The organism is Bradyrhizobium sp. USDA 3256 (assembly GCF_054058275.1).
This window is the reverse complement of sequence record NZ_JBSSAE010000002.1, coordinates 4403848-4419278: the sequence shown is the minus strand read 5'-3', so window position 1 is coordinate 4419278 and position 15431 is coordinate 4403848. Positions and strand designations below refer to the sequence as shown.

The 15431-nt window shown below is 64.6% G+C and carries 20 protein-coding genes; 9 read left to right on the top strand and 11 right to left on the bottom strand.

Going from position 1 to position 15431, the window contains the following annotated elements; genetic code table 11:
• Positions 1 to 25: 25 nt before the first annotated feature.
• Both ACVWY5_RS22785 and ACVWY5_RS22780 read left to right on the top strand, forming a co-directional pair.
• On the top strand, positions 26 to 988 hold the full coding sequence (locus ACVWY5_RS22785) for a Tim44 domain-containing protein (RefSeq protein ID WP_028337150.1): 963 nt from the start codon (positions 26 to 28) through the stop codon (positions 986 to 988).
• Between the two features lie 150 nt (positions 989 to 1138).
• Positions 1139 to 1816 (top strand): hypothetical protein, encoded by a 678-nt coding sequence (locus ACVWY5_RS22780; RefSeq protein WP_028337149.1) that lies wholly within the window; start codon positions 1139 to 1141, stop codon positions 1814 to 1816.
• Between the two features lie 94 nt (positions 1817 to 1910).
• On the opposite strand, the gene ACVWY5_RS22775 is transcribed toward ACVWY5_RS22780, so the two are convergent.
• Positions 1911 to 2339, bottom strand: a complete 429-nt coding sequence (locus ACVWY5_RS22775; RefSeq protein WP_028337148.1) for a DUF3606 domain-containing protein — start codon at positions 2337 to 2339, stop codon at positions 1911 to 1913.
• A 152-nt stretch (positions 2340 to 2491) separates the two neighbouring features.
• On the opposite strand from ACVWY5_RS22775, the gene ACVWY5_RS22770 reads away from it, so the two are divergent.
• The gene (locus ACVWY5_RS22770) at positions 2492 to 3199 is read left to right on the top strand and encodes a glutathione S-transferase (RefSeq protein ID WP_028337147.1); all 708 of its coding nucleotides are present in this window, start codon (positions 2492 to 2494) and stop codon (positions 3197 to 3199) included.
• A gap of 111 nt (positions 3200 to 3310) precedes the next feature.
• On the opposite strand, the gene ACVWY5_RS22765 is transcribed toward ACVWY5_RS22770, so the two are convergent.
• Both ACVWY5_RS22765 and ACVWY5_RS22760 read right to left on the bottom strand, forming a co-directional pair.
• Positions 3311 to 3670 (bottom strand): GFA family protein, encoded by a 360-nt coding sequence (locus ACVWY5_RS22765; protein WP_016844775.1) that lies wholly within the window; start codon positions 3668 to 3670, stop codon positions 3311 to 3313.
• Positions 3671 to 3679: 9 nt separating this feature from the next.
• The gene (locus tag ACVWY5_RS22760) at positions 3680 to 4354 is read right to left on the bottom strand and encodes a methyltransferase family protein (protein ID WP_028337146.1); all 675 of its coding nucleotides are present in this window, start codon (positions 4352 to 4354) and stop codon (positions 3680 to 3682) included.
• Positions 4355 to 4500: 146 nt separating this feature from the next.
• Between ACVWY5_RS22760 and ACVWY5_RS22755 the strand changes: the two genes are divergently transcribed.
• A complete protein-coding gene (locus tag ACVWY5_RS22755) occupies positions 4501 to 4830 on the top strand; it encodes a metalloregulator ArsR/SmtB family transcription factor (RefSeq protein WP_028337145.1) in 330 nt (109 codons plus the stop codon).
• Positions 4827 to 5267 (top strand): SRPBCC family protein, encoded by a 441-nt coding sequence (locus ACVWY5_RS22750; protein WP_028337144.1) that lies wholly within the window; start codon positions 4827 to 4829, stop codon positions 5265 to 5267. Before ACVWY5_RS22755 ends, ACVWY5_RS22750 begins: the two co-directional genes overlap by 4 nt.
• Here the strand turns inward: ACVWY5_RS22750 and ACVWY5_RS22745 are convergent, their stop codons facing one another.
• A complete protein-coding gene (locus ACVWY5_RS22745; RefSeq protein WP_050387631.1) occupies positions 5268 to 5729 on the bottom strand; it encodes a hypothetical protein in 462 nt (153 codons plus the stop codon).
• Between the two features lie 103 nt (positions 5730 to 5832).
• Complete coding sequence (locus ACVWY5_RS22740) at positions 5833 to 6150, bottom strand: Kazal-type serine protease inhibitor family protein (protein ID WP_028337142.1); 318 nt, start codon at positions 6148 to 6150, stop codon at positions 5833 to 5835.
• A 231-nt stretch (positions 6151 to 6381) separates the two neighbouring features.
• Between ACVWY5_RS22740 and ACVWY5_RS22735 the strand changes: the two genes are divergently transcribed.
• Both ACVWY5_RS22735 and ACVWY5_RS22730 read left to right on the top strand, forming a co-directional pair.
• The gene (locus ACVWY5_RS22735; protein WP_028337141.1) at positions 6382 to 8037 is read left to right on the top strand and encodes a fumarate hydratase; all 1656 of its coding nucleotides are present in this window, start codon (positions 6382 to 6384) and stop codon (positions 8035 to 8037) included.
• A gap of 9 nt (positions 8038 to 8046) precedes the next feature.
• Positions 8047 to 8718: a DUF429 domain-containing protein gene (locus ACVWY5_RS22730; protein WP_028337140.1), complete on the top strand. Its 672-nt coding sequence runs from the start codon at positions 8047 to 8049 to the stop codon at positions 8716 to 8718.
• Here ACVWY5_RS22730 and ACVWY5_RS22725 read toward each other — a convergent pair.
• The 5 genes from ACVWY5_RS22725 to ACVWY5_RS22705 form a co-directional block, all read right to left on the bottom strand.
• On the bottom strand, positions 8715 to 9659 hold the full coding sequence (locus tag ACVWY5_RS22725; RefSeq protein ID WP_028337139.1) for a hypothetical protein: 945 nt from the start codon (positions 9657 to 9659) through the stop codon (positions 8715 to 8717). The genes ACVWY5_RS22730 and ACVWY5_RS22725 overlap by 4 nt on opposite strands.
• Positions 9660 to 9679: 20 nt before the next feature.
• Positions 9680 to 9976: a hypothetical protein gene (locus ACVWY5_RS22720; protein ID WP_028337138.1), complete on the bottom strand. Its 297-nt coding sequence runs from the start codon at positions 9974 to 9976 to the stop codon at positions 9680 to 9682.
• Positions 9977 to 10094: 118 nt separating this feature from the next.
• Complete coding sequence (locus ACVWY5_RS22715) at positions 10095 to 10649, bottom strand: inner membrane-spanning protein YciB (RefSeq protein WP_028337137.1); 555 nt, start codon at positions 10647 to 10649, stop codon at positions 10095 to 10097.
• 49 nt (positions 10650 to 10698) lie between these two features.
• On the bottom strand, positions 10699 to 11286 hold the full coding sequence (locus tag ACVWY5_RS22710) for a hypothetical protein (protein ID WP_431014803.1): 588 nt from the start codon (positions 11284 to 11286) through the stop codon (positions 10699 to 10701).
• A gap of 310 nt (positions 11287 to 11596) precedes the next feature.
• Entirely contained in the window at positions 11597 to 13000 is a 1404-nt protein-coding gene (locus ACVWY5_RS22705) for a carotenoid oxygenase family protein (RefSeq protein WP_028337135.1), read from the bottom strand.
• A 113-nt stretch (positions 13001 to 13113) separates the two neighbouring features.
• Between ACVWY5_RS22705 and ACVWY5_RS22700 the strand changes: the two genes are divergently transcribed.
• Positions 13114 to 13839 (top strand): TetR/AcrR family transcriptional regulator, encoded by a 726-nt coding sequence (locus tag ACVWY5_RS22700; protein WP_028337134.1) that lies wholly within the window; start codon positions 13114 to 13116, stop codon positions 13837 to 13839.
• A 187-nt stretch (positions 13840 to 14026) separates the two neighbouring features.
• The gene (locus ACVWY5_RS22695) at positions 14027 to 14521 is read left to right on the top strand and encodes a DUF6321 domain-containing protein (protein ID WP_321177072.1); all 495 of its coding nucleotides are present in this window, start codon (positions 14027 to 14029) and stop codon (positions 14519 to 14521) included.
• A gap of 196 nt (positions 14522 to 14717) precedes the next feature.
• Here ACVWY5_RS22695 and ACVWY5_RS22690 read toward each other — a convergent pair whose 3' ends face one another.
• Entirely contained in the window at positions 14718 to 15320 is a 603-nt protein-coding gene (locus ACVWY5_RS22690; RefSeq protein WP_028337132.1) for a hypothetical protein, read from the bottom strand.
• Positions 15321 to 15431 lie beyond the last annotated feature (111 nt).

Here is a 15431-nt window from a genome sequence, read left to right as displayed (position 1 = left end):
CGGGGAATCCTTTGAGGAAACCAACATGAATTTCTCGCAACGCACGCGTGGAATTGTTCGGGCGATCGCCGTCGCGATGGCGCTGGCGCTGCCCGTGATGATGACCGTTTCGGCGGCCGACGCCCGCGTTGGCGGCGGCGGCTCGCGCGGCTCGCGGACATTCTCCGCGCCGCCCTCGACCAACACGGCGCCGGGCTCGGTTGCGCCGATGAACCGCACCTTCAGCCAGCCTGGTAGCCCGAACATGGGCTCGCCGGCGGCGGCGAATTCCGGCGGCCTGTTCGGTCGCGGCGGAATGGGCCGCGGCCTGCTCGGCGGCCTGGCCGCGGGCTTCCTTGGCGCCGGCCTGTTCGGCATGCTGTTCGGCGGCGGGCTGTTCTCGGGTCTCGGCGGCCTGTCGTCGATGCTCGGCCTCTTGCTGCAGATCGGTCTGATCGTGCTCGTGGTTCGCCTTGCTATGTCGTGGTGGCAGCGCCGCAACACGCCGGCCGCCGCCTATGCGGGTGGCCCCGACGTCGGCCCCGGTCCGCAGGCGAACGCCCGCTCGGGCTTCGGCTTCGGCCTCGGCGGCGGATCGAATGCGCCGGTCGAGATCGCGCCGGGCGACTATGAGACGTTCGAACGGCTGCTCGGCGACATCCAGACCGCGTGGTCGAACGAGGACATCGCGAAGCTGCACACGCTCGCGACTCCGGAGATGGTGTCGTACTTCTCGAAGGATCTCGAGGAGAACAAGGCGCGCAACGTCACCAACAAGGTGACCAATGTGAAGCTGCTGCAGGGCGATCTGGCGGAAGCCTGGCGCGAAGGCGACAGCGAGTATGCGACGGTCGCGATGCGCTACTCGCTGGTCGACACCGTGCTCGAGCGCGGCACCGGCCGTCAGGTCGGCGGCGGCACGCAGCCGGAGGAGGTCACGGAGGTTTGGACCTTCGTGCGCCAGCGCGGCGGCAATTGGGAGCTTTCGGCGATCCAGCAGACCAACTGATCGGTTGCCGGAGATGACAGATACAAGGCGCCGCGGCCTGGTCCGCGGCGCCTTTGTTTTGTGCATTCAGTCACATGTCGCGGCGCCGGAATATCCGGAGGGCCTGCGGGTTGATCTCAGCGGACCATAACAACCATCGGGAGGATTGAGATGAAGATCGTTGCGCATATTGCGGTTCCGGCCTGTCTTGCGTTCGTCGTCGTGGCGGCGCCGCCGGCGGCGGCGCAGACCGCCGACACCAGCTTCTTCCTGACCAGCAACGGCATCGGCAACGGCGGCAATCTCGGCGGGCTCGCCGGCGCCGACAATCACTGCCAGACGCTGGCGCAGGCCGCCGGCTTCGGGGCGCCGAAGACCTGGCGCGCCTATCTCTCGACCCAGGCGGCCGACGGCAAGGCAGCAGAGAATGCGCGCGATCGTATCGGCAAGGGACCGTGGAAGAATGTAAAGGGCGTCGTGGTCGCCAAGGACGTCGCCGACCTGCACAGCGCCGGCAACAATCTCACCAAGCAGACCGCCCTGTCCGAGAAGGGCGAGGTCGTCAACGGTGCCGGCGACACGCCGAACCGCCACGACGTGCTGACGGGATCGCAAGCAGACGGTACGGCGTTTGCGGCCGGCGAGGACCGCACCTGCAAGAACTGGACAAGCAGCACGCAAGGCGCCGCGATGCTCGGGCATTTCGACCGCAAGGGCCTGCGCGACGACGAGCCGTCAAAATCCTGGAACACGTCGCATCCCTCGCGCGGTTCCGACGGCGGCTGCTCGCAGGCCGACCTGAAGAGCACCGGCGGCGACGGCCTGCTGTACTGCTTCGCGGCGAACTGAGGGAGCCCATCTGCTTCGTCATTGCAAGCGCAGCAAAGCAATCCATCCTGCACGTAGGTGCGGAGCGATGGATTGCTTCGTCGCTTCGCTCCTCTCAATGACGGGATAGTGCGATCGCGCTCTTCCTGCGCTTGACGGTCTTCTTTGCGGTCTTCTTGGCAGCCTTCCTTTTCTTCGCGGTTTTCTTCTTGGCCGTGAAATAGGCCTCGACCTTCTTCGAGGAATGTCCGACGGCTGCGACCGCGGTCTTGAGCCGGGCAGGGGTCACCTTGAACTTCTTCGACCAGTAGCGGACCTCGTAGGGCTCGCTGATCGCGATCCGCGCGCGGTCGGCGGCCTTGTGGCGCTGCTCCTTGAAATGGGCTTCCACCTTCTTGGCGGAGTGCCCGACCTTCTTGACGGCGGCTTTCAGCTTCGCCGGCGTGACCTTGAACTTCTTGGACCAGTACGCAACTTCGTAGGACTCGCTCAACGCGATCAGAGCGCGATCCGCCGCGCCCCGCTTCTTCTTGCTGTCCGCCATAAGATGATCCTTCATCGAAGATTCGACGTTGGAACCTTAGCAGCCTCTGTGCGGTTCGCACAGGCAGCGGTGCGCGATGGACGATCTGATCGCGGCGTGGCTACGATCGAGGTGAAGCGAACCGATGCGGCGAAGTTTTCGGAGGTAAGTGCATGCACTATCAGCTCTACTACTGGCCGATGATCCAGGGCCGCGGCGAATATGTCCGCCTCGCGCTCGAGGATGCGGGCGCCGGCTACACCGATGTCGCGCGCGCCAAGGGCGGCATGGGTGCCATGACGAAGATGATGGAGGCACACAAGGGCACGCCGCCCTTTGCGCCGCCGTTCCTCAAGGCCGGCAGTCTCGTGATCGGACAGACCGCCAACGTCCTGCTCTATCTCGGCGCGCGCCACGGTCTGGCGCCGAAGGCTGAGGGCGGAAAGCTCTGGGTGCACCAGCTGCAGCTGACGATCGCGGACTTCGTGGTGGAGATCCACGATACCCATCATCCGCTCGGGCCATCGCTGTATTACGAGGACCAGAGGGCTCCGGCGAAGAAGCGCACCGGGGAGTTCTGGGATTCGCGGGTGCCGAAATATCTCGGCTATTTCGAGGACCTCGTGCAAGCCAACCGCGGTGCGTTCGTCACCGGCCGCCGGCTGACCTACGCCGACCTGTCGCTGTTCCAGATCGTGGACGGCCTGCGCTACGCGTTTCCGAAGCGGATGGCGGCGTTCGAGAAAAAGATCCCGCGGCTGATCGCGCTGCGCGGTCGCGTCGCCGAGCGGCCGAACATCAAGGCGTATCTGGCCAGCGAGCGGCGGATTCCCTTCAACGAAGAGGGCATTTTCCGGCGCTACAAGGCGCTGGATTTGTAGGCACCGTCATTCCGGGGCGCAAAGCGTGAACCTCAGATGATGCGCAATTGCGCATCGGGGAATCTCGAGATTCCGGGTTCGGTCCTGCGGACCGCCCCGGAATGACTGTCGTCACCGGCTCCGCCCATCCACCGGCGTCATCGCGATCTTCGACAGGTCGATGCCATCGATGCAGCTGACATTCAGCGCCACGATGTCGGTGCCGTCGGGCTTTTTGCCGCGCGCGAACACGTCGACGCCGCAATCGACGCAGAGTTGATGGCGGATCGCATGGCGGTTGAAGAGATATTCCTTGAGGTTCTCGGCGCCGGCGCGAAGCTGGAAGCTCGACGGCGGCATGAACACGAAGTGCAGGCCCTTCTTGGTGCAGATCGAGCAGTTGCAGGCCGTCACCATGGCCATATCGGTGGTGCATTCGAAGCGGACCTGTCCGCAATGGCAACCGCCGGTGTAGGTCTTGCTCTCCGCCATGATGATCCCTCACCACAGCCCGGGCACGAGGCGGTAGCGCACCCGTGCCGCATAATCGGCGTAGCCTGACAATCCCGTCACCAGCGTGCGCTCCTCGATCCCTGTGCGGATCGCAAACATCACGAAGAACACCGGCACGAAGGCGAGGCCCCACCAGGAGCCGAGCGTCAGCGGCACGCCGATGAAGAACAGCATCACGCTCGTATACATCGGATGGCGGACCAGCGCGTAGGGACCGGTCGAGATGACGTGATGGTCGCGCTCGGTCTGTACCTTCACGACCGGGGCGGCGAACGAGTTGGTGCGGAACACCCAGAGGATCAGCACGGTCGATAACAGGTACAGCACAAGGCCGAGCACGATCAGCGGCACGCCGTCATTGACGCCGCCAAAGCGCCGGTCGAGCCCCATCGCGACGAACCACAGCACGGCAACGACCAGGAACACCAGCATGAACCGCTTGTCCTCGGTGGGCTGGCCCTCGCGCGCGGTGAGGCGCATGCGCTCGGCCAGCAGCCCGGGATCGACCTTGGCGAGCCACAGCCCGCAGGCCGGCCCGATCACGGCCGAGGCGATCAGATAGGCCCATGCGCCGGTCCAGTGCAGCGTACCGGCGCAGGCAAACAGCAGCACGGCCATGGCGATGACGAAGAAGGTATTCTGCAGAAGGAGCTTTGCGATCATGAGCGGCTCCGCGCGATTCCAGTCGATATTATCGCACCGTTTTCCCGGCAAACATGCGACCGCAGCGATCAACTTTCGGAGCAGGCGAGGCGTTCCTGCGTCGCGACTGTATTGACAATCATATAAGCAATTGCTTATATATTTTCATGCCTGCCGCCACGCAGCTGACCGATGTGTTGAAGACCCTCGCGGACCCGACGCGGCGGGCGGTGTTCGAGCGGATTGCGCGGGAAGGCGAGATCGCCGCGACCGGTCTGGTGCAGGGTTCAAAGGTGTCGCAGCCAGCGGTGTCGCAACATCTGCGCGCGCTGCGTGATGCCGGGCTGGTCGCCGAGCGGCGCGAGGGCCGACATATCCATTATCGCATCGCGCCGAAGGGGCTCGGTCCGCTGATCGACTGGCTTGGCCACTACGAGACGTTCTGGGCCGAGCGCTTCGCAAATCTGGAACGGCTGTTGAAGGAGAGTGAGCGATAGGTGAGACGCACGCGATCACGGTCGAGAAGGTGCTGCCCTACGCGGCCGAGAAGATCTGGCGGACGCTGACGACGAGCGATCGGATCGCGAAGTGGCTGATGCCGAACGATTTCGTGCCGGCCGTTGGCCATCGCTTCAACTTCCACACCAGGCCGATGGGCGACTGGGATGGTGTCGTGCATTGCGAGGTGCTGGATTGCGATCCGCCGCGCCTGTTGCGCTACTCCTGGAAGGGCGGCGCTGATACCAATCCGGAATACGGCTCGAAGCTCGACACGATCGTCACCTGGACGCTGACGCCGGTCGAAGGCGGTACCCATCTGCGGATGGTGCATGACGGCTTCGTGCTGCCGGGCAACCGCTTCGCCTTCGACATGATGAGCCCGGGATGGGGCCGGGTGCTCGACGCCATCGCGCGCATCACCGGCGAAGCCTGATCACTCGTTGTTGCCGCGGCGAACCGTGATCGAGGCGTCGGTCTTGTTGCGGGTGCATTCGAGGTTGAGGCGGCGATAGCGCATCGTGATGGTGTTGCCGCGCAAGATGCCCATGCGCTTCAGGCAGCGCGAGGTGCCGGTGACGGCGTCGTCCTTCGGCACGGTGAAGATCAGCGCCGTGGCGGAGCCCACCAGGTTGAAGAACTCCGGCTTCATCTTGCGATCGGTCTTGGCGTAGAGCTCGATCGAATAATCCTTGCCGCGGCAGCCGAGCGACAATTCCTTCGCCGCCGGGTGCGTGAGGTAGGTGATGTTGGCGGCGCTGAAATTGACCTTCAGCCCGTCGATCTGGCCGGCGAGCTGCTTGGCGATGTCCACGCAGGGATCGGCATGCGCAGGCGCTGCGACGAAAACCGCCGCCAGCGCGAACAGCGCGGCCGGCAGAGTGGAGCGGATGCTCAAAGGCAAGCGTCGGCGCAACGATGCTGTCACGAAATACCCCCCGCGGTATGAAAGTACGCGAAGTTACATGCAGGCTCCCGCGGAGCGCGTCAATACGGCGACGTCAGGACGCGCACCTGCCGTCCGGCGCTTTGGAAGCCCCGGCGGCCCGGCGTTCGCAATCGTTGCCATACGTCTTGCCGTCGCAGCCGCATACCGGCTTGAAGATCTTGTTGCAAATCGTCGGGCGGAACGCGCAGGTGCCGGTCTGGTCGAAGCGGCCGCAGGTCCCGGGCTTGAACTGGCAGAACTGGCCGCGACCGCTGCATTGCAGTCCAGCAAGGCCGCCGCACGGCTTGCCGAGGCGGGCGGCATCGGCGCCGGTCGGGATCGCGATCAACATGGCCAGCGCCGCGAGCCAGACGAAAAGCGCTGTCTTCATGAAGGTCTCCTGATGGCTTCCTGATGGTTTCCCTGGCCGTTCCGCGGCTTGCCGGCGTTGTGGCAACCTGGGATTACGATGGCATGAAACATAGCACGTGGATTGCCAGTCCCGCGCATGGCTGGAAGGCGGCCCGCTTCCCTTTCCTTTGTCGGAAAAAGGCTTAGAACGGCTCTACATTGCCGGCGGCGCCGCGGCCGGCACCGGCCTTTCGAAACCGACGAGCAGCTCATGAACGCCCCCTCAGCCTTTCCCGACCAGCAGAAGCCCGTTCCGCCCTACAAGCACACACCCTTGTTCCCGCTTGGTGCCGACACCACGCCCTACAAGAAGGTGACGAGCGAGGGCGTCCGGGTCGAGAAGGTGCTGGGCAAGGACATGCTCGTGGTGTCGCGGGAGGCGCTGCGCGCGCTCTCCGAGGCCGCCTTCGGCGACATCAACCACTATCTGCGGCCGGGCCATCTGAAGCAGCTCCGTTCGATTCTCGAGGACAAGGAAGCCAGCGATAACGACAAGTTCGTCGCCTTCGACTTCCTGAAGAACGCCAACATCGCGGCCGGCGGCGTGCTGCCGATGTGCCAGGACACCGGCACCGCGATCATCATGGGCAAGAAGGGATGCAACGTCATCACCGACGGCGACGACGAGGCCGCACTGTCCGAAGGCGCGCGCGATGCCTATCTGCGCCGCAATCTGCGATACTCGCAGGTAGCTCCCTTGTCGATGTATGAGGAAAAGAACACCGCCAACAACATGCCGGCGCAGTGCGAGATCTACGCCGAGGGCGACGACGCCTACAAGTTCATGTTCATGGCCAAGGGCGGCGGTTCCGCCAACAAGAGCTTCCTGTTCCAGGCGACGCCCTCGGTGCTGACCAGGGATCGCCTGCTCGCCTTCCTGAAGGAGAAGGTGCTGACGCTGGGCACCGCGGCATGTCCCCCGTATCACCTTGCGATCGTGATCGGCGGCACCTCGGCCGAGCTCTGCATGAAGACCGTGAAGCTTGCCTCCGCGCGCTATCTCGACGCGCTGCCGACCCACGGCTCGGCCGACGGCAATGCATTCCGCGATCTCGAGATGGAGCAGGAAATCCTCAAGATGACGCAAAGCTTGGGGGTGGGCGCGCAGTTCGGCGGCAAATATTTCTGCCACGACGTACGCGTGATCCGCATGCCGCGCCACGGCGCCTCGCTGCCGATCGGGCTCGGCGTGTCATGCTCGGCGGACCGCCAGGTGCTCGGCAAGATCACCAGGGATGGCGTCTATCTCGAGGAGCTCGAGCACAATCCGGCGCAGTATCTGCCCGCGGTGGAGCAGTCGCTTGGCGGCGAGGTCGTCAAGATCGACCTCAACAAGCCGATGAAGGAGATCCTCGCGACGCTGTCGCAATATCCGATCAAGACCCGCGTCTCGATGACCGGCACCATGATCGTCGCACGCGACTCCGCGCATGCCAAGCTGCGCGAGCGGCTGGAGAAGGGCGAGCCGCTCCCCGACTATTTCAAGAACCATCCGGTCTACTACGCGGGTCCGGCCAAGACGCCCGATGGCTACGCCTCCGGTGCGTTCGGCCCGACCACGGCGGGACGCATGGATTCCTTCGTCGACCAGTTCCAGGCCGCGGGCGGATCGATGGTGATGGTCGCCAAGGGCAACCGCGCGGTCGCGGTGCGCGAGGCCTGCAAGAAGCATGGCGGCTTCTATCTCGGCTCGATCGGCGGCGCCGCGGCGAACCTCGCCGAGCACTGCATCAAGAAGGTCGAGGTGGTCGAGTATCCCGAGCTCGGCATGGAAGCGATCTGGCGCATCGAGGTGGTCGATTTCCCGGCCTTCATCATCATCGACGACAAGGGCAACGACTTCTTCAAGGAATTGAATCTCGGTTGAGGATCGGGGTTGATTGCGGTCGGCCTCGACGGATTTTCCAAAGGCTGGGTCGCCGTTACCATCGACGGCGACCGGCGTACGATTTCCTTTCACACCGACATTGCGGACGCGCTTTCGCGTCCGTTCGATCGCGCCGGGATCGATATCCCGATCGGTCTGACCGATGACGGCGAGCGCGATTGCGACCTTCTCGCGCGCGTGAGATTGCGCCCGCACACCTCGCGCGTCTTCACCGGCGCGCGGCGCTGGCTGTGGCAGCAGTTTGACGATCCCGATCTCGCGAATGCGGAAGCACTGCGCCGCGGCCAGACCCGCGTGTCGCGCCAGCTCTGGCATCTCGGCAAGAAGATCATGGAGGTCGACGCGTTCGTGCGCGCGAACGCCGCGCGCGATATCCGCGAGGTGCATCCCGAACTGGTGTTCTTGCAGCTGAACGGCGGCGAGCCGTTGCCGCGCAAGAAGTCGGAGGAGGGCGATGCGCTGCGCTGCAGGCTGCTGAAGCGATCAGGCTTCCGCGAGATCGATCGCTGGCTCACCGAGGTGCGCATCGGCACCGGCGCGAAGCGCGACGATGTGCTGGATGCGTGTGCAGTGGCGCTGGCTGCGCGCGAACCAAGCGGAAGCGTTCCCGAAGCGCCGCCGCGTGACGCGCACGATCTGCCGATGCAGATCTGGTTCTAACTGCAGTTCGTCACCTGGTTGGAGCACAGGCTGCGCCACCAGCCGCGCACGCCGTCATGGCTCTCCACCAGCGCCCAGTGCCCGCTGCAGGCGAGGATGCGTTTCGGACCATCGTCGGTATCGAACTCACCGCCAAGCTTGCGCAGCGCCGGCGTCCACTTGGCATCGACGAAGGGCGCCTGGAACAGCCCGCCCATGCGGGTGTAGCCGTTGGCGTAGCTCGCGCCGACCTTGTTGGCGGCAACCCATCCGCGCCCGGCATAAGGCTTTGGCGCGTTGCGCGGATAGCGCTTGTCATCCTCGTAGGCTTTGCCCGGCGGCATCGCGCCCTCGATCAGAAACCAGCCGTCCTTGAAGCCGATGATACGAAACTCGGTGAGCCAGCCGCTCTCCGGCGTGTTCTCGGCCCCGCCCATCTTGAGATGGTAGGGTGGCGGCAGCTTGCCGAGCACGCGTGCCTTCACCGACGGCTCAGCGCGCACGTTGAGGCCCGCGAGGTCCTTATCCTCCGACCAGGCGCCGAGGTCGCATGGCTCGGTGCCAGCGGGCAATGCGTTTCGGTTCGCGTCAAGTTCAGCCTGGCGCGCGGCAAAGTCATTGTCCGCCCCGTCCGCGTTTCCGGCAGCGATGTCGCTCGGACCGCGCGGCTTCAGTTCGGCCGACAGCGCGCGCGTGCCATCCTTGCTTAGCGTCACGACCATCATCTGACGCGGCGCGAAGACGCTTGCCGGCGTCTTCGGGTCGTCTGCGCTCGCGGCATAGACCGCGAGGTAGCCGGTGGTGCCGGCGGCATCCGTGCTGGAAGAGGTGCCCGCAACATATCCGGCCGGCACCAGCGCGACCGCGCTCGCGCGCCACGCCGGTTCGGCTTCGCTTGCCTGCTGTGCGGAAGCCGTCGTGGCTGATAACGCCATGACGGCAACGGATGCCAGGATGCGCATGCGTAGTGCGCGTGCTGCGGTTACGCTCGCGTGCCGGTGAAGGGGAAGCTGCCCATCGGGCCGATGCCCATCTCGCCGGAGATGCCGTCGCCCGAGACCTTGCCGGTGAATTCGAGCGTCAGCGGCATCGGATTGGTGATGGAAACCTTCCAGGCGACGTCGTCGCCGTTCACGGTGCCGTCGAAGATTTCGGTGGAGTTGCCCTCGGCGCCCTGCGTGCCGGTGAGCGTGCCGCCCGAGCTTGCCAGCGACAGCGTCGCCTTGCGCTCGCCCATCGGCGTCGTCATCGTGAGATTCCAGTTTCCGTCCACCGCCATTGATATCTCCCCTCCAGGTAAGGCGCTTTCAAGCGAAATGGCTACCGTTCGCGCGAAGAAAACGCGTGCGCGGGTATAGCCCATCTTGCTGCGCGCGCCTAGTTCGCGGCTGCGGCGATCAGGCGCGGGCGGCGGCGCGCAGCCGGCTTCCGACCAGGACGCGGAAGGCGACATACTGGATCGCGAAGGCGGCGATCTTGGCGCCGACCAGCACCACCGACACGTAGAACGCCCACAGCTTCATGTCGCCGGTCGCCGCGATCGCAATGGTGCCGGCGGCGAGGATGAACATCAGCCCGGCCCAGGCGTAGCCGGCGAGGGTGGCGTATTCCGGAATCGTCTCGGTCACGATCGGCGGCAGATAGCGCAGCATCCAGCCGCGCTTGAGCATGATCGCGCCGATCGCGATGTGGCCGATCGCGGGCTTCGCCAGCACGAAGCGCGGATCGTTGGTGAAAAGCGTCGCGCCGCCGAGCACGATCACCAGCCCAAGGCTCGCCCAGGTCATGTAGCCGAGCGACTGTCCCTTGACGCGCGCATAGACCACTTGCGCAATCGCGCCCGCGATCGCAACGCCAGTGGCGATCAGGACATTGTCGGTGGCGAAATAGACCACCAGGAAGACGATGGTGGAGAGGAAGTCGCTCGCAAGCCTGGCAAATACGCTCTTCATCGTCGTGGTTTCCGTTTCCTCGGGATAATGGTTGTGATGGTGGCAGCGTCTAGCGTAAGGGCAGCGCGCCGGCCGGCGGCGTCGCGTCCTTGGCCGCGCGATAGTGCGGATACCAGTGGGTAAAGCCGACCGCGGCATTGCGTGCGGCGAAGGCGATCAACAGGCCAGTCCACAGCGGCAGCGCCGGCACGTAAAGCACCGCAATGTTGCCGATCAGCATGAGCAGCATCGCGACGATCCAGGCGCCGGTGATCAGGTAGTTGGCATGGAGGAAGCCGGGCAGCTTCGCGGTCTCGGCATCGACCTGCTCCAGCGCATATTGCCGCGTGAAGGGGTGGCCGATCATGATCGAGCCGAGCGACACCAGCAGGATGCCGGCATCGACCGCGATCTTCACCGCGGTGTTGCTCAGCGTCGCATCGACGAAGGTCAGGTAGGAGCCGATCGCGGCGAATATGACGACCGAACCGACGCCGAGGATCTTGATGCTGCGGCCGCGTGCGATGTCGAATGCGATGACGGCAAGGCAGATCAGTGCGGCACAGAGCAGGCTCACCGTGGCCGAGGTCACCAGCATCAGCATGGCGAAGGCGCCGTAGGGAGCGAGGATCAGGAAGATCGTCATGGTGAGCCTCATCGGCTTATCTTTACAGTGTAAAGATACACTAACGGTGAGCAACGGAAGCGTCAAGCGAAATCTTTACAGTGTCAAAATCGTTAAGTGATGGAAAAAAATCAAGTTTCGGCAAGGACATAAGCGTCTCGCGCTTGGCGTCCGCCGTCCCGCATTGTCATGGCCGGTCTGAAGGACGGCGTCGCTTCTGCTCGCCGATGTCCGGGCCATCCACGTCTTTCCCGCAACTGGCGATAAAGACGTGGATGCCCGGCACGAGGCCGGGCATGACGAGCGGAGGAATTGCTGCTCTGACGCGTGGGAAGATCGGCGATTACTCCGCCCCTACCCAATTGCCGTGGAATCCATCGGGCACGCGGTGGCCGAGATGGACCAGCGCGGTCGGGCCCGCTTCGACATCTTGCGCGTTGAACACGGCGAGGTCGCTGCGGTTTTCGCGGGCGCGCCAGACCACCGCGAGCAGCCAGCCGTCGCCTTCCGCGGCGTCAGCGCTGCGCTCGACGAACACAGGCTCGGAGATCGTATCGCCGGCGGGCAGCAGATAGTGGCCGAGCCGCTTGCCACGGCCGTCGACATGCACGATGCCAGACAGTGCACCGAACATCGGCAGATCGGGGTTGGCGCAGGCGTACCAGCCGTGATTGCTGGCAAATCCGGCACGGCGATCGTCGACGCGGGGAAATTCGCCGGTGAGGTCGTCGAGATAGGTTTGCGTGAAGCGGGCGGTGTTGCCGGAGAGGTCGAAGGTCCAGCGGCAATAGCGCGCGCGGTTCTTCCGCGGGTCCGTCGGCGAGCCGTCGGGATGATTGAACAGCGGCGCTTCCTCGAACTGCATCACGTCGGCGATGATGCGGTTGCCGTCTTCCCACGCGTTCATCACGTGGAAAACGTAGCAGGTCTCGGCGCGGAACCAGACGATGTCCTTTGACGCGCCGCTGCGCTTCATGACGCCGACATAGGCGCCTTTCTCCGGCTCCCAGGCATAGGGCGCCTGTCCGCGCATCGCGCGCTGCATGCTGCCGGTGATCGGCAGGATCGGAAACAGCACATGATTCTCGGTGACGATGAAGTCGTGCACCATGCTGGCATAGGGCGCCTCGAAGCGTTCGAACCGCGTCACCACGCCTGACGAACTCACCGCGCCGAACGACAGCGCCGGCGTCAGCGGGCCCGCGGCGTTGTAACCGAAGAACACCATCTCGCCGGTCGCCGGATCGATCTTGGGATGCGCCGTGAAGGGGCCCGTGATTGCGCCCTTGTAGTCGCAATAGCCGAGGCGATTGAGCGTGCCGGGTTCGATCTCGGTCGGCAGATGGCCTTCCTCCAGCGCGAGCAGGCGGCCGCCATGGAAGATGATGTTGGTGTTGGCGACGCCGCCGTCCGTCGTCGTGGTGGCCGGCGTATCCGGCATCTTGCGGCCGAAGCCGCCGAACAGGGCGCGGCCGGCATCGTGCTCGGCCTGCCATTTCGGCGTACGGACCCAGCGGTTGCGGTAGCTGGCGCGGCCGTTCTCGAGATGGAAGGCGTGCAGCATGCCGTCGCCGACGAACCAGTGCGCACCCGGCGCCTCGAATTGCGGGTTGGGACCGTTCCGGTAGAGCGTGCCGTTCAGCTCTCGCGGCAATTCTCCCGAGATCTTCAGGAAGGGGGTGTCGGCTTCGAAGGGGATCGGCGCCAGATTGGTTCGCGCCGCATTGGATGTGACCTGGTCGAGCATTCCGCATCTCCCTGCATTATGATCTTTACATCGTAAAGATATCAGTAGGGATGACGCCGCCGATCGTCAAGCAAAATCTTTACAGTGTAAAAATTGCGACCTATAAGGGCCGCATGGCAAGAATCTCCAAAGAAAACAAGGCGACTCGCCCGGCACGGGCTCCGACCCGCCGGGTTGCACGGACTGCGCCAGCTCGTCCGGTCCAACGGCGTCGCGCCAACGACACGCCGTATCATCACGGCGATCTGCATGAGGCGCTATTGAAGGCCGCCGAGCGCGTGCTCGAGCGTGATGGATTGGCGGGGCTGACATTGCGTGCGGTGGCGCGCGAGGCCGGCGTGTCGCACGCCGCGCCGACGCATCATTTCGGCGATCTCACCGGTTTGCTCAGCGAACTTGCGGCGATCGGTTTCCGGCAATTTGGCCTCGCGATGGCGGCTGCGGACGCTTCGGCGGCCACGACGCCCGAGAAGGGTGTGGCCAGCGCCAAGGCTTATGTTGCCTATGCGCAGGCACATCCCGGCATGTACGGGCTGATGTTCCGCAGTGAGCGGCTCGATCATTCGCGGCCGTCGCTGCACGAGGCGTCCGAGGCTTCGTTCGCAGGGCTGACCCGCGGCGTCGGCGCCAGCCGGCACGAGCAGATTTCCAAGGAGCAGCTTACGCTGGATCAGGCCGCCGCGATCGCGTCCGCCTGGTCGCTGGTGCATGGTTTCACCATGCTGCTGCTCGACGGACGCCTCAAGACGATTCTGGATCGGTCACCCGAGGGCACGTCCGCGGAAACGCTGTTGACCGCGATGCTGCGATTGTCCGCGGGCCGCTCGGCGCGGCCGTAACGAAGCAACCCTTGTCGTGCCGGCGCGTTGACGCGGCATGGCACGATCACCGCGCGTTCCCTGGAAACGTCCGAACCCGCGCAAGCGGGCGGGCAAGGCGTCCGAGCATTTGTCGTCGCGGAAGAAGGCGGCCGCCAAGGCCGCCGCGCGGCGTGCTGGACGGCGTTATCCCAACCTCGTGGACAACATGCGCATGGCAGCAAAGACGAAGCGCAGGACGAAGACGTCCGGACGCAAGCGGGCGGCGTACAAGCGCCCGGCCGCGAAGAAGAGCACAGCGAAAAAGCGCAAGGCGGCTAAAGCCAAGGCGACAACAACAACAACCTCGACGCGGAAGCGCGCCGGCCGTGCACGCGAAAAGGATCCGCGCGGCGGGCTCACTGCGGCGGGACGCAAGGCATTCGCCGAGAAGCAGGGGGCGCATCTGAAGCCCGGCGTCATGAAGAAAGAGTCCGAGATGACGTCGCAGGACATGCGCCGCAAGGGCAGCTGGGCGGTGCGTTTCTATGGCCGCAAGAAGCTGCCGCCGCTGGTCGACGACCGGGGACGGCCGACGCGGCATGCGCTGTCGGCTCATGCATGGGGTGAACCCGTTCCCAAGACAGTGGCCGCCGCGCGCCGCATCGCGGCCAAGGGCGAACGGCTGCTGCAACGCTACAAGCGCGCGAGGCAGAAGGGCTGAGGTTCTCTTCACCTCGCCCCGCCTGCGGGGAGAGGTCGGAATGCATCGCTAGATGCGTTCCGCGTGAGGGGAGAGGGAGCGTAACGCCGTGCGCGCTAAAGCATGATCCGGAAAAGTGCGAAGCGGTTTTCCGAAAAGATCATGCTCAAACAAAGAGCTAGGGCGCGATGACGATTCAACCTAATCTCATCGCGCTTTAGCGTTTGGTCAGCGACGTGGTCCGGCCGCTCTGTCCGATCGTCTTCACCGTATCCGTGCCGCATTTGAAATCGCGGGCGAAATCATCGGCAGCCTGCCGCGCCAGCTCGTTGGCGTTGGGATTGGCCGCGACGTCGACATAGGCGACATGACAGACATCGCCCGGCGGCAGCCGGGTCACGGCGAGCATTGCCCGCGAGACCGGGCCGCCGCGCTTGTCCTGCTCGCTGTTGTCGGCGATCTGCCAACGCTGGATGATCGCAAACGGCTTGCCGCCGGCTGCACGCCATTCGACCCTATCGCCGGTCGAGCTGAACGGGCCGAACCAGGCCTGCGCCGCCGGTTCCCTGGCTGCCGCCTCGCGGTTTCGGCCGACCGAGACCACTTCGCGCAGGTCGCCCTCGTTGATCAGCACCACAAGTCCGGATTTTCCCGGACAGACCCTGGTGGTGTCGCCGTCCTCCTCGCTGGGCTTGCCGATCATGCGGCAGGCCTTCGGCGCTGTCGATGTGTAGCTGCTGCTGATCGTCTCAGAGCCGGCATGACCGGGATTTGCGCCGGCAACCGCCATAACGACTGTTGCAAAAGCAAGGTATTTCATCGGGGGAAACCTGCGATCCGGACGTTACTTTGTGTCTGACATATGCAATCTGGGGAAGGTTCAATAGACACGCGGGAAACACCTGACAGGCGCGCGGAATCGTCCTAGAAG

Coding starts and splice junctions, on each gene's coding strand:
- ACVWY5_RS22785 (WP_028337150.1), top strand. CDS start 26: ATGAATTTCTCGCAACGCACGCGTGGAATTGTTCGGGCGATCGCCGTC.
- ACVWY5_RS22780 (WP_028337149.1), top strand. CDS start 1,139: ATGAAGATCGTTGCGCATATTGCGGTTCCGGCCTGTCTTGCGTTCGTC.
- ACVWY5_RS22775 (WP_028337148.1), bottom strand. CDS start 2,339: ATGGCGGACAGCAAGAAGAAGCGGGGCGCGGCGGATCGCGCTCTGATC.
- ACVWY5_RS22770 (WP_028337147.1), top strand. CDS start 2,492: ATGCACTATCAGCTCTACTACTGGCCGATGATCCAGGGCCGCGGCGAA.
- ACVWY5_RS22765 (WP_016844775.1), bottom strand. CDS start 3,670: ATGGCGGAGAGCAAGACCTACACCGGCGGTTGCCATTGCGGACAGGTC.
- ACVWY5_RS22760 (WP_028337146.1), bottom strand. CDS start 4,354: ATGATCGCAAAGCTCCTTCTGCAGAATACCTTCTTCGTCATCGCCATG.
- ACVWY5_RS22755 (WP_028337145.1), top strand. CDS start 4,501: ATGCCTGCCGCCACGCAGCTGACCGATGTGTTGAAGACCCTCGCGGAC.
- ACVWY5_RS22740 (WP_028337142.1), bottom strand. CDS start 6,150: ATGAAGACAGCGCTTTTCGTCTGGCTCGCGGCGCTGGCCATGTTGATC.
- ACVWY5_RS22735 (WP_028337141.1), top strand. CDS start 6,382: ATGAACGCCCCCTCAGCCTTTCCCGACCAGCAGAAGCCCGTTCCGCCC.
- ACVWY5_RS22725 (WP_028337139.1), bottom strand. CDS start 9,659: ATGCGCATCCTGGCATCCGTTGCCGTCATGGCGTTATCAGCCACGACG.
- ACVWY5_RS22720 (WP_028337138.1), bottom strand. CDS start 9,976: ATGGCGGTGGACGGAAACTGGAATCTCACGATGACGACGCCGATGGGC.
- ACVWY5_RS22715 (WP_028337137.1), bottom strand. CDS start 10,649: ATGAAGAGCGTATTTGCCAGGCTTGCGAGCGACTTCCTCTCCACCATC.
- ACVWY5_RS22710 (WP_431014803.1), bottom strand. CDS start 11,286: ATGAGGCTCACCATGACGATCTTCCTGATCCTCGCTCCCTACGGCGCC.
- ACVWY5_RS22705 (WP_028337135.1), bottom strand. CDS start 13,000: ATGCTCGACCAGGTCACATCCAATGCGGCGCGAACCAATCTGGCGCCG.
- ACVWY5_RS22700 (WP_028337134.1), top strand. CDS start 13,114: ATGGCAAGAATCTCCAAAGAAAACAAGGCGACTCGCCCGGCACGGGCT.
- ACVWY5_RS22695 (WP_321177072.1), top strand. CDS start 14,027: ATGCGCATGGCAGCAAAGACGAAGCGCAGGACGAAGACGTCCGGACGC.
- ACVWY5_RS22690 (WP_028337132.1), bottom strand. CDS start 15,320: ATGAAATACCTTGCTTTTGCAACAGTCGTTATGGCGGTTGCCGGCGCA.